7 protein-coding genes are annotated in these 12,919 nt (G+C 57.4%); all 7 read right to left on the reverse strand.

Features of this window, described 5'->3' with window-relative positions; all coding sequences use genetic code 11:
• Positions 1 to 22: 22 nt before the first annotated feature.
• A complete protein-coding gene (locus VEI50_05515; protein HXX74564.1) occupies positions 23 to 4,963 on the reverse strand; it encodes a hypothetical protein in 4,941 nt (1,646 codons plus the stop codon).
• A gap of 513 nt (positions 4,964 to 5,476) precedes the next feature.
• Positions 5,477 to 5,998 carry an NADH-quinone oxidoreductase subunit NuoB gene (gene nuoB, locus VEI50_05520; protein ID HXX74565.1) on the reverse strand — a complete coding sequence of 174 codons (522 nt, stop codon included), beginning with the start codon at positions 5,996 to 5,998 and terminating at the stop codon, positions 5,477 to 5,479.
• A gap of 75 nt (positions 5,999 to 6,073) precedes the next feature.
• The gene (locus VEI50_05525) at positions 6,074 to 7,666 is read right to left on the reverse strand and encodes an NADH-quinone oxidoreductase subunit C (GenBank protein HXX74566.1); all 1,593 of its coding nucleotides are present in this window, start codon (positions 7,664 to 7,666) and stop codon (positions 6,074 to 6,076) included.
• Positions 7,667 to 7,680: 14 nt separating this feature from the next.
• Positions 7,681 to 9,216, reverse strand: a complete 1,536-nt coding sequence (locus tag VEI50_05530) for a proton-conducting transporter membrane subunit (GenBank protein ID HXX74567.1) — start codon at positions 9,214 to 9,216, stop codon at positions 7,681 to 7,683.
• Positions 9,217 to 9,232: 16 nt separating this feature from the next.
• Positions 9,233 to 9,898: a hydrogenase gene (locus VEI50_05535; GenBank protein HXX74568.1), complete on the reverse strand. Its 666-nt coding sequence runs from the start codon at positions 9,896 to 9,898 to the stop codon at positions 9,233 to 9,235.
• 4 nt (positions 9,899 to 9,902) lie between these two features.
• Entirely contained in the window at positions 9,903 to 10,853 is a 951-nt protein-coding gene (locus tag VEI50_05540) for an NADH-quinone oxidoreductase subunit H (GenBank protein ID HXX74569.1), read from the reverse strand.
• A 26-nt stretch (positions 10,854 to 10,879) separates the two neighbouring features.
• On the reverse strand, positions 10,880 to 12,907 hold the full coding sequence (hyfB, locus tag VEI50_05545; GenBank protein ID HXX74570.1) for a hydrogenase 4 subunit B: 2,028 nt from the start codon (positions 12,905 to 12,907) through the stop codon (positions 10,880 to 10,882).
• Positions 12,908 to 12,919: the final 12 nt, after the last annotated feature.

Below are 12,919 nucleotides of genomic sequence, written 5' to 3' on the forward strand. Positions count from 1 at the left end.
ACGACGACTATTCCGCGGTCGACTACTTCATCGCGGTCGGAATAGCTTGGGGCTCAGGCTGCACATCCGCACGCTTGGCACCCATCCCCTGGATTCCGAGCGGTTGGAGCCGCGAATCGCCAACTGGCAATACCCGGAGGTAACCCCATTGCCCTGACTGCGTGTAGGGAAGCCGTTGATTGGACCACACAAAGTCTCCCACCTGACGGTACGGTCCGCCCGCACCGCCACGGATAAAGACATCCAGGGTCTCGGATCCGGCATATTCCACCACGCTGATCATGTCGGCACCCGGCATGTAGGGCTCGATTGGCCATTCATGGCCTTCGACCCCGAACATTCCGTTTTGCTCGCTGTTCGCCCCGATCACGTGGATGCGGACCGCATCACCGGCATGCGCCTCGATCAACGGCGTCACCGGATCTTCGGGCTTGTCCACTACGCAAGGCTGGAAGATCTTGCCCAACGAGCAGCCTTGTTCTTCACGGAACTTATACGGTTCGGCGCGGTAGTTGACCGACGTCAAACCGGCCACGTTCTGCACGTAGGGCATGAACGCGGTGCCAATGATGTTGTCTTCATCCTGGAAGAAGAGGGCCACATCGCGATAGTTCCGCTTACCCACGTTCTCCGGTAAGCTGCCATCCACAATGACGTCCGCTCTCCAGGAATTCTTCTGCGAAATGTCGGCCCCCGTTACGGGATCACGATACTGGGATCCCTTCGGACCGACGATGATGGCGCCGTACAATCCGTTACGCGGATTGACGACGATGTTCCCACCGTCCCACACCAGCGACGTCGTTTCCTTGTTGGAAGGATGGGCGTAGTAGGTGTAGGCACGGCTCTCACCTGGGCCGATGGTCTGATCGCCGCCGTTGTTGCCGACGTTCAGGCCCTGGCTGTCTTTCGGATCGAAGGACAATCCCGGCGCAAAGAACGACGCCCGGCTCGCCTTCATCTTGTTCTTCAGATTCACCTTGATACAATCACCCAGGTTCACACGCAGCGTGAGCGGATTTGGCGTCACGTTGCCGGCCACAGTGGTCGCTTCTTCCTCGAGCGCGTAGATCTTGCCTTCCGGCATGGTCATTTCGATCTTCCGCTCGAAGTCTACCTCGATGGCATCCGGTGCTTTCGGATTGAGCTTCATCGGGCGGTCCAACGCCACGACGTTGAAGCTTTTCACCGGAGCATCAGCCGGACACACAAAACTTGGAGTCGCCCGAATCCCGAGAGGATTCGTTCCCCGTGGGAGCGGCTGGAGGTCAGCCGTTTCTTTATCGAGCACGCGCACGATGCCCCATCCGCCCTCGGCGAAGTGCGAGCTTCGGCCGTTGAAGTGAATGTAATCGCCCGGCATGCCCTGGAATCCACCGGCCTTGGTCACGAGGTCATACCGCTCGGCGATCCCGACGTGAATCGAGTTCTTCCGATTAGCATCCGCCGCGTACCGTTCCGTGAGGAAGGTATGGCCTGAAATGGTCCAGACATGGGATTCGTTCATGAGCTGGTGCAACAGACGGAACACCATGGTGTCCCCCGTGTACGCACGGAGCAACGGCGTACCCGGGTCTCCATGGATGGCACTGCTGAACAGCTTCGACGTATCCGGATTGTTCGACAGGCGTTGGGCAAACGGCGCCGCGCGGAAGTTGAGGCCGCTGCCGGTCGTATGCGTGCCGCCGTTGATGTACTTATTCGGTGCGTTCAGAATCTTTTCCGGCATCTGGAACGACACGGTCTTGCCGGCTTCCAGTGCCACCTCGACCGGCTGCCCAGGAGGATTGCCGGCTTCGATGATGTTCACAGTATGCGGCACCGTGTCGTGGATGGAGACCATCAACTCACGGAAACTGCCGCTGACACCGGCGCCAATCGGTTCGTTGCTGTGAATGTCCGCGATCGGACCGCTCCACACTAGTTTGCCATTCCTCGGATCGTGATAGGTGGACCCGAAGGGCTCCACGATCGTCACGCCGAACCCGCCATGCGGCCAGGTCGTCGCGCCGAACGCGTGGTCGTGCCAGAACACCGTCCCCAGATCCACATCCACCCACCACCGATAGCGGACGAACTCCGGCGACACGAGGTCGTTCGCCGGATGGTTGTGCTTTAGCGGTTTGAAGAACGTGACCGTATCGCCCTTGATATCTTTGATCCGGGCGACTTCGGAACAGCTCTTATCCCGCGGGAGCGAGACCGTCGGGTCGTTGCCCTTCTCCAAGCAATCCATCCCGACCATCACCTCGGTGTTCTCGTGGAACTTCGTTGCACCGGGCGCCAGCTGGATCTTGATGGAGGTGGCTCCTGCCTTGGCACCGCCGACGATCTTCGCGACCATCGGAGCCGGCAACCCGTGTTTGGTGGGCTTGCCCCACATCGTGAACGGCCGAACCGACATTTCGTATTCCATGCCCGAGATCACGCCGTCCGAGTTCCCCGTATCGAATTGGAAGAAGTGGGGATGGATGTTGATCTTGGACGACTGGAAGTTGGTGTACTCGTCGTCGTCCCATTCGCTGGTGAGGACCAAGTCTACGCAGTCATACACGTTGGCGCGGATGACCGCTGGGAACTTGAGGTCGTCGTTGGCTCTGGTCAGACGCTCCTCTTCGTGGAGCACATAGATCAGACCGTCTTTGTCGACCATGGCCGGCTCTTTGCCCTGCTTCTTGGCCAGGGTGATCGGCATGCGGACAAAGTGGATGTTATAAAACTTCTGGTTGGCATTCTCAGGACAGAGGCTCCACCGCCCCTGCTCGCCCGGCTTGGCCGGCTCGGAAGTCCGCTCACCGTTCGCATCCTGGTGAATCGGCTCTAACCAGGGCGCGCCGCTGTGGTTCGCAGAGAACGGATTCCGCTTGCCGAAGTGGGGCTTCAACAACGGCCAAGCCATCTTGCCCGTGGTCGGGTCAAAGAGAATGGCTGGCCTGGTGCTATCATCCCACTTCGCCGCAGCGGGATACTTTGGATATTTCGCCGTGCTCTCCCGTTCGCCCACAGCCACATTGCCGTTCCACTTCCAATCCCAGACGGTGGCGTCATAGGCCATGATCTGGCCCTTTTCGTCATTCGTGTGGCCAGGCTGACCCTGAGCCGGCACCCACATTTCCACCCAATCCTTGATGTTCACAATGATGGGATCGGATTTCCAATTGGTCTTCTGGCTCTTGTCGACAATCTTGAAGGTCTTCCCGAACCAATCGACCGTCGTCCCGATCAGCTTGTCGGACGACACGCCGAGCTTCATCCGGCCCTGCCGGTCCGGCAATTCCCGCATGTCTGGCATCGTGTCGGTGTGGCCCGCGCCGACCTGTAACGTGTTATAGAACCGGCCGTAGCCCCACATGCCCGCCACATAATGGTGCGCGACATGGCAGTGGTAGAGGAATTCACCCGCCAGGTGCTGGCAGCCGCCGCCGCCGCATTCTGGCTCGAGGTCGAGCGCTTCAGACGGGCCGATGACTTCCACGTCCACGCGGTCGGACTTGGTCCGCACGACCGGATACTTCACCGGACCATCCTGACCCATCGCCCAGAGATTATTGGGCTCCGTGACCGGACTGCGTTGCCAGCGAATCGACCCGCTGTGCGGATGGTGAGAGTGAAACACTTCGGACCCACCATGCACCACACGCCACTTCACCGGTTCGCCTAAATACCCGCGCGCAATCGTGGTTGGCGGATCGCCGAAGGTATAGCCGCTGTAGGCCATCGATTCGTCTTCGAAGCCGAAATACTCATGCTGCAGATGCATCTGATCAATACCGAACGGCTCGCTACGATAGTTCAGCGCTCGTCCGCCCGGCCGATAGGCATCGGTCAATGGATCCCGCTGGGGCAAGAAGTCACCCTTCTTGTTCAATGGGCGGAAGGCTTCGTCGCCGATCTCGTGATAGAAAATCACGAATTCGCGGAAGTCCGCTCCGGACCCATTATCAATCATCACTTGCCATCCGCTCTTCGTCTCAGGCGCGGGCCCTGTTCCGAGCGCGTCAAGGTACTTCGAACCCTTCGGCTCCACGATAAACGCGCCGAAGAGGCCCAGCACCGTCAACTCACGGTCATGGCTGTAGGAATGGAACTGCCGCACCCCTTCCTGCATGTGCGGGTGGATATACCACTCAAATTCCTGCGCCTTGCCCGGAGCCACGATGGACTCCGGATTTGTCGTGGTCGCCGGCTTGCCGGTCGCGCTCACGATCATGCTGGAAGCCTGGATGAACAAGCTGCCATCCTCGCTTTCCATCTGATTGCGCAGTGTCATCTTCACGCAATCGCCCTGGTTCGCCCGAATGACCAAGGGCTGAATCATGTCGCCCTGCAACCCGGTAGAGACAGCTCCCGGATCATACCCTTCTTGGTCACGGGCAGCCTTGTTCTTCGCTTCTTCGGCCCGCACTTTCGCCATATCCTCAGTCAGGACGTACATGTAGCCGGGATAGTAATCGAGCCACCGATTCAATGTAATCTCAATGTTGATCATCGAGATGTCGTACTGTTTGGTCGGTACACCGCCCGGGCACTTGCCCCCCGACGTCAAGACCGGCTCGCCCTTGCTCGCATCCGACATGAGTAGGAAACTTGATCCGTCGCCGCCCATATATTGGTGCATCATCGATGTGTGGTTGAAGGCCCCGGACGTCTGCTGGGCCTGCGCGTCTTTCTGAGCCTGCTCCTCGAGCCGGCGCATCAGACGATTGTGCTGCATCTCCAATTTCTCGGATCGCCCCGCCCGTCCCTCAATCGCATCCTCGACCAACGTCTGACTCTTGAGGGCCTGGGCCCAGCCAGGCATCGAGACGGGAGTCGCATGCCCCTCATGGGATGCCTCTCCCGGTTCTGCCGCAAACAATCCCGGTGTCACCACCAGACTGCTCGTCAGCAGCACACTGTTCAGCATCAGCGCCAGACTGGTGCGGCGCTGCCTGCCTCTTGGTTGAAATTTAAAGGAACTCATCGTACGGCCTCCCCCTCTTGTGCCCGCCTCATTGGGCGGATGGTTGATTGACTCTTGCTCTCGGCTTTCAGCCTTAAGCTGATTGCTGAAGGCTTCTTTGCTTCCGTCGGCCTACAGTTTTAGAGCTGGTGAAGGGTCCCTTCTTGCGAAGGAGTGGGTCATTCGGAGGCCGGTCCAAAATCACCCAGACCCTCACCAGCGGAATCCATCTAGCGCAATCGACGTGCCGGAGTGGCGCATCAGAATTCGGATTGGAAATTTCCTAGCGATCACATGGAGTTAGTGGCCTGCTGCCCCTTCAGCAGGTCAACAATGGCCGGCGAAAATTTCTACGCTCTTAGACAGTCTCATGTATCCAGAGAAGAAGGACATTGAGATTTCAACGTGTTTGGTTGTCTAAACTCTTGGACAGCTCAACAACGAGATGTGGGGAAATTCGGGACAGCTGTTAATGAAATTTCGTGCTGCAAGAGGTTGCTAAGCAGACTCGTTCGGCAGATGTCACAGCTTCGTTCAGTCGCGGGAGGAATGTTGGTCATCTCGGAGCTCTGACAGGACCTTGAGAATTTCTGATGGGCGCGGTGGGCAGCCGGTAATGCGGACGTCGACTGGAATGTGCCGCTCCACTGGGCCGGTCACGGCGTAGCTGCCCTTGAACATGCCACAGTGAACCGCACAGTCACCGAGCGCGATGACAATCTTCGGGTCAGGCGTCTGGTCGTACACATCTTGTAACGCACGCTCCATATTGACGGTGACAGGACCTGTCACCACGAGCGCATCCGCATGACGTGGTGAAGCAGCGATGTGAATTCCGAATCGCTCGATGTCATAGACCGGATTTGCGAGTGCGTTCAATTCCATCTCACAGGCATTGCACGAACCGGTGTCCACTGCGCGGAATGCAAGAGATGAACGGAACGGCTTGGCTTTGGCTTGTACGTCCTGTGTCGGTGCTGCCGCGGGTAGAACGGCTTCAGGATACTGGCCCGTTACAACTCCGGTTTTGAGGCTCTTCTTGAGAATACGGAACATGATTCCTCCTCGACTGACGGCCGTGAGTTAGCAGACGTCGACTTCACGCCCATGACGATAGGCTCCTCTTATCATTTACAGGTCGTTCCCCGCATACGACAAATTGAAACTCTTATTAATGAGCGGAAAGTCCGGAATGATATTCCCCAGGACAGTCCATTGTATTGCTGGCCAGTTCACGAACGACGGGTCACGCACCTTACATCGATGAATGGCGCCCTGTTCTCCGGCCATCACCATATGTACAATTTCGCCGCGCCAGCCCTCGACTGCCGAGAGGGCCCACTCACCGGCGTTGGGCGTGCGGTCTGGTTCGACGGCGACCGGCCCTTGCGGAATCTTTTCGCGAATCTCTCTGATCAGCCGCATAGATTCATGAATCTCATCCATGCGGACCCGCATTCGCGCCCGCACGTCGCCATACCGATAAGGGACTACCTTGACCGGCAGCTCGTCGTAGGCGGCAAATGGCCGATCACGCCTGATGTCCTGATCGAGACCCGACGCTCGTCCGACAACTCCCACGACTGCATGATCCCATGCCGTGCGTTCTGTCAGGACACCGGTGGTCTCCAACCGGTCTGTCAGAGAGGCGTTGGCGGCGATGATCGATTCCAACTCTGAAAAGTCCGGTTCCATGCGATTCAGTTCGTCCACGATTTCGGCCAGCTGTTCTCTTGTGAGATCCACGGCAGCCCCACCCACCCGGTTCACCCCGCGGAGAAACCGTGAACCGCTCAGGCGGTCGTTGAGCTGCATGATGCGCTCTTTCATCCGACCGCAATGCATATGGGGCAGGGCGTAGGCCGTATCGTTACAGATCGCACCCACGTCGCCGAGATGATTGTGGAGGCGCTCCAGTTCCAGAAACAGGCTCCGGAGATAGCGTCCGCGGCGCGGCACGTCCAGATGCAAGAGCGATTCAACCGCTTGGCAATAGCCTAAACTGTGTCCGACCGTCGTGTCGCCGGACACCCTCTCAGCCAACGGAACCGCCTCGGTCAGTCTCTGTTGCTCGAACAGCTTTTCAATTCCACGATGCTTCCAGAAATGGTGCAACTCGAGTTGCATGATGGGTTCGCCTGCCACAGAAAATCGAAAATGCCCCGACTCGATGATCCCGGCATGAATGGGGCCCACCGGTACTTCAAATACCCCTTCTCCTTCGATGTGGCGGAAACGATGCTCACCCTGTTGTCGACCCAGCACATGGTCCCAGTGAAAGTCTTTCTTGAGCGGGTGTGCCCCTTTGGGCCAGTGTTCGTGCCGGATGAGACGCCGCAAATCCGGGTGTCCCTGCGGAATCAACCCGAACATGTCGCGAATCTCACGCTCGTACCACTTGGCGGCATGAATGTGGGGCGTGATGGAAGGAAACAGCCGATTGTTCCCGGCAAGCTCGGTGGACAGCAAAACCCATCGGCGGGACGACTCCAAAGTAAACAGGTAGTGCAATCCGTAAGAGTCGCGCATGGGCCGATTGTCGACAGCCCACAGCATCGTCATTCGACCACGCAGGCTCGGTTGAGTGTGGAGGTAGTGGGTGATCGACGGAATCAGGTCCTTGGGAACTGTAAAATGCGAGCAATCGATTTGCGCCGGTTCACTCTGTGCGATCGACGGAAACGCAGTCTTTAGCACATACTCACATGAACTCGCCTCTGTCATGGCCGTTGTCCTCCTTAGTGGATCAATAAAAGTCGCGTGGCCTGCTCTAAGAGTTGCTGCATGGGCTGCGGAAGGAAGAGACTGAATCCTACCAGCGCGGCAGTGAGCAACACGATTGGCAAATGGCCTAGCGTCCAGATTTCTCCTCGGATGATTCCCTCCGGCGGTGTGCCCCAGACCATTCCGGTCGTACGATAGAGCACGCCGCCGAACGCCAGAATGGCACTCAGCAAGAATACTCCGGCAAGACCCAAACGACTGAATTGATCTGACACAGCAAAGGTCACCATGCCTCCGGTGCTGCTGAGCCATTCCCCCGGAACCCCTTGTGCAGCGAGCGCTGTGATGATTTGCACTTCACTGACGACCGATGCGAATGGAGGCAGCGCCGAGAGAGCTAGTCCTGAAATCATCAACGCCATCGCGGTCCAGGGCTGCGCGATGGCCAGCCCCTGCACCTCGCCGATTTCTACTGTATGGAAGCGGCGATGAATATTGCCCGCGGCAAAAAACGCCATCGACTTGGCGAACGCATGATTCAACAGATGAAATAACCCGCCGAACGTTCCCAGTGGCCCTCCCACTCCGAATCCGATCATGGCAATTCCCATATGTTCGATACTGGAATAGGCAAACAGCCGTTTGTAGTTGTGCTGAATCAGGATAAAAAACGCGCCGGTCACCAATGAGGTAAACCCGAGCAGCGCCAGCAACCCTCCCGTGAAAGAAGATGCCACCGCGTGATCCACAATCATTCTCATACGGAGGATCGCATACACCGCAACAACTTCGAGGACACCCGCCAGCATTGCCACCACCGGCGCCGGCGCCTCGGTATACGCATCCGGCAACCAGCTATGCATGGGCACGAGCCCCACCTTGGTGCCGTAACCCACCAGCATAAAAATAAAGGCCAGGTTTAGTACGTGAGGATTCAGTCGGTCGGCAACGCGTAGCAACTGCGTGACATTCAGCGCCTCACTGACGTTACCCAGCACATGCAATGACGAGTAATACGTGAGCACGACGCCGAAGAGCGCGAGGGAAATCCCGACCGAACATAAGATGAGGTATTTCCAGCCTGCTTCCAATGAAGCACGTCGTCGCCAGAAGGCGATGAGAAAGGTCGTGGCGAGCGTCGTCGCCTCGATCGCCACCCATTGCACTCCGACACTGTTTGCGACCGTCGCGATCACCATCGACAGCAAGAACATGTGGAAGAGAAAAAAGAACAGATTGAGTCGTGTGGGCGCGATCACACCGCGTGCGACCTGGTCATCCATATAGGAGCGCATGTAGAACGAACAGGCCAGTCCGACCGCTCCGATGATGAAGAGAATGAAAACCGACAAGGCGTCGAAGTAGACCAACGATGCCAGGGCCGTGAACGGCCCATTGTTCAGGACGGTCCTGCTGATTAGGATTTCTGCCGTCACCAGCACGCCGATGCTCGTGAGATTGATCGCGTGGAGCAAGGCGGACCGGTGAACGATCAGGCTCAGCCACCCGGCGAGGAGCGGCGCAGCCAGCAAAATCACCACTTCGATCATTCCGTCGAATCCCCCCTTATTCCTTCAACACCGTGAGACGGCTGGTATCCACACTGTCAAACGCATCTTGTAAGCGGTTCGTGTAAATCCCAGCGATCAACGCCGCAATGAGCACATCGAAAAACACACCCAGCTCAACGATCAAGGGCATCCCGTAGGTGGCGGCCGTGGCCCCTAAAAATAGACCGTTCTCCATGACGAGAAAGCCCACCAGCTGGGTCACGGCCTTTTGTCTCGCGATCATCGTAAAAAAACCGATGAGCACGATCGCAAGCGCGATGGCGAGCGAATCGCGAGTGAGTACAAATCCCAGCGCGATGATCGGTTGTGTAATAAAGAAGGCCAGCATGACGAGGGCACCGCAAATTAACAGCCCGGCCGGCACGTTGACATTCATCACCAGCTCGCGCTTGACGTTGAGCCGCTCGATGACCTTTTTCAGAACCCGTGGAATGATCACCACCTTGATCAGGCCGGTCAGCCCGGCTGCGATGTAGATATGATGGTTACCGGTCAGAAAGGCCACCACTGACGCCGTCAGAGCCAGGAAGCCCGACTGCAGTGCGAATAAGTCGACACAGGCGGATAGCCGTCGCTGCGCCACGATCGCGAAGCAGGTCAATAACAACAACGCTGAGCACAAATCAACGAGTTGCGATCCAACGTGAGAAGAGATTGGCATCCGTTCAGCTCCGGAGGATGTAAAAGAACAGCAGTCCGAGCAATGCGAGGATAAAGGCAACACCCAGGAGGTCTGTCACACGGAACAACCGCAATTTAGCGAACATGCATTCCAGGGTCCCAATCAGCACCGCGAGTCCAGCGATCTTCACCACATATGCGAGAAGTCCGATTCCCATCGCGGTGGGCGTCAGCGTGGTTGCAATCCCCCAGGGCGCAAAGACATTCGCGATCAAGGAGAGAAACACCGCCAACTTCATCCCGGCCGCCCATTCGATTAAGGCGAGATACCGGCCTGAATATTCCAGAACCATCGCCTCGTGGATCATGGTCAGTTCGAGGTGCGTCGCCGGATTATCGACTGGCACCCGCCCGGTTTCCGCCAGCGCCACGATAAAGAGGGCCGCCAACGCCATCAGATGCGGCGATGGGTCGGTCACGATGCCTTCCAACAACGCGGTCTTATGGACAATGGTGCTGAGATTGGTGGAGCCTGCGGTCAATGCGATGGCAAAGATAGAGAGGATCATGGCCGGCTCTGTCAACGACGCCACGATGGCCTCCCGGCTGCCGCCCATCCCGCCGAACGCTGATCCGGCATCCAGTCCCGCAAGAATCAGGAAAAACGTCCCCAGTGCAAGGAGGTACACGAGCGCGATGATGTTTCCCGCAAAGTTCATGGGGGTTTGAGAGGTGAACGCTGGGACTAACAGGCCTGCCGACAGTGCGGAGGTAAACACAATATAGGGTGCGGCGGTAAAGATCCACGAGGTGGTGGTCGAAACCACCGGCTGCTTCCGGAAGAGCTTGGCAAGGTCTGCATAGGGCTGGAACACACCTGCGCCCTTCCGGCACTGGAATCGCGCTTTCACTTTGCGGATGAGTCCTACGAGAAAAGGGGAGATCGCAAGGAGCAAGACGGCTTGCGTCACAACGAGGAAGACCATATAAATCATTGATTGCCTCTTTCTTTCGACTTCTCTTAAACGGCGAACAGCAACAGGATCACGAGCGCAACAAAAATATAGGCCAAGTATAGGTGCAGGCTGCCGGCCTGAAGTATGCGTAGCCGGTCGGCGATTCCCATAAAGGCATCCACCACAGGATCGTAGAGATATTTCTGGAAGACCGGCTCGATGTGAAACTCAAATCGGCGTCGCTTGGCAAAGTAGCGGGACTCTTCCAAAAACTCAGTCTCGAGCTTCACGGTCGGCCGATAGATGGTGCTGAAGACTCTCTTGATGGGCTGGACGAACCCCGTAGCCGTGTACTCCATTCGCGGCGACACATTAATCCCGCAGGCCCAGGTTTTATACGAGCGCCTCACCAGCCGTCCCCCGAACACGAAAGCCAACAGCAGAGCAAGGAGACCGCCAGCGATCAGCATGATCCCCAACGCAGGCGGTGAGATGCTCGAGAACTCCACGTTCATCGGTGCCAACGCCCATCCGTCGAGCGCCAACATTTTGTCGCTGATCGACACCCCCGTCAGCGGTGCCGTAGTCCGATCGAGGAGAGGCACCACGATCATGGGAGCCAGACCCAGGATGACGCACACTACGGCCAGGATTCCCATTCCGAATCGCATCGCGATCGGAACTTCTCCAGCATCGCGCGCGTGGTAGCTCCGCGGGAGCGCCAAAAACGACATGCCGAAAGCCTTAGCAAAACAGGCCAGGGCTAAGACACCGGTCAAGGCCAGTATGGCCGCCGCAACCGGAAGCATCAGCTTGAGGAACAAAGCCGGAAGTTGAAAACTCAGGAAGAGTGTTTGAAACACCAACCATTCGCTCACGAATCCATTGGTAGGTGGCAGCGCTGAGATCGACACAGCACCGACAAGGAAGAACAGGCCGGTCCAGGCCATGCGTCGGAGCAGACCGCCGTATTCCTCCAGGTTCCGACTGTGCGTGGCGTACAGAAGAGAACCGGCCCCAAAAAAGAGCAGAGCCTTGAACACCGCGTGGTTCACGGTGTGATAGAGCCCGGCGAGGAGTCCAAGCGCGGCAAATTCTCTCAGCCCGTATGTCTGAAAGATCATGCCGGCTCCGATGCCGAGCAGAATGATGCCGATGTTTTCCACGCTATGAAATGCGAGGAGACTCTTCAGGTCGTGTTCCATGAGCGCATACATCACACCAAGCAATGCCGACACAGTTCCGACAAGTAACACAACGAATCCCCACCACCAGGGGAATTGTCCGCCGAGAAAATCAAAATACACACGTATCAGCCCATAGATCGCGGTTTTGATCATGACACCCGACATAAGCGCTGAAATATGCGACGGTGCGGCTGGGTGCGCGTAAGGGAGCCAGACGTGCAACGGCACGATCCCGGCTTTTGTTCCAAAGCCGATCAAGGCGGCCAGAAACACCAGCGTCCTCATCCCTTCTGGCAAGGACTGTGTCGGATGACGGAACGCCTCGAACGAGAATGAGCCGGCTGCCTGGAATAGGATCAGATAGGTCAGCACGACAAAGGCCGTTCCCACGTGAGTCATGACCAGATAAAAGAATCCGGCGTAGCGGACGTCCGCGTTCTCATGCTCCGTCACAACCAGGAAATACGAGATGAGCGACATCAATTCCCAGGCGATGATGAAGAAGAACCCATTATCCGCGACAACCACGAGCGTCATGGAGAGTAGAAAACCGTTAAGGAGAGAGCCGAGCGCGGCGATGGAGTGCCGGCCGTAGAACTCTGTTACATACCCCACGGCATATATTGAAGCAGCGAAACCGATTAACGAAATGGTCACCAGGAAAACCGCTGCGAGCGGGTCGAGGCGCACTGCAAAACTTAGATAGGGGATGGTGGAGGAGAGCGAGGTGGTCAGGGGTTCAGATGCGATCAGACCTGCTAGGCCAAGTGCTACACCAAGGAGGCCCGCCGCACAGGTGAAGCTGTGGGCGACAAGATTCTGCAGTTTAGGGCGCCTTGGCAGACAAGCAGGTAGGACGACACCCGCCGCATAACATGTGAGCAGGGCGATGAAGAGGACACTCATCACGGTGCAAAC

It is taken from the genome of Nitrospiraceae bacterium (genome assembly GCA_035623075.1).
GTDB lineage: Bacteria > Nitrospirota > Nitrospiria > Nitrospirales > Nitrospiraceae > DASPUC01.

Excerpts from the sequence above, each read along its gene's own strand:
- VEI50_05515 (HXX74564.1), bottom strand. The coding sequence starts at position 4,963 with ATGAGTTCCTTTAAATTTCAACCAAGAGGCAGGCAGCGCCGCACCAGT.
- nuoB (HXX74565.1), bottom strand. The coding sequence starts at position 5,998 with ATGTTCCGTATTCTCAAGAAGAGCCTCAAAACCGGAGTTGTAACGGGC.
- VEI50_05525 (HXX74566.1), bottom strand. The coding sequence starts at position 7,666 with ATGACAGAGGCGAGTTCATGTGAGTATGTGCTAAAGACTGCGTTTCCG.
- VEI50_05530 (HXX74567.1), bottom strand. The coding sequence starts at position 9,216 with ATGATCGAAGTGGTGATTTTGCTGGCTGCGCCGCTCCTCGCCGGGTGG.
- VEI50_05535 (HXX74568.1), bottom strand. The coding sequence starts at position 9,898 with ATGCCAATCTCTTCTCACGTTGGATCGCAACTCGTTGATTTGTGCTCA.
- VEI50_05540 (HXX74569.1), bottom strand. The coding sequence starts at position 10,853 with ATGATTTATATGGTCTTCCTCGTTGTGACGCAAGCCGTCTTGCTCCTT.
- hyfB (HXX74570.1), bottom strand. The coding sequence starts at position 12,907 with ATGAGTGTCCTCTTCATCGCCCTGCTCACATGTTATGCGGCGGGTGTC.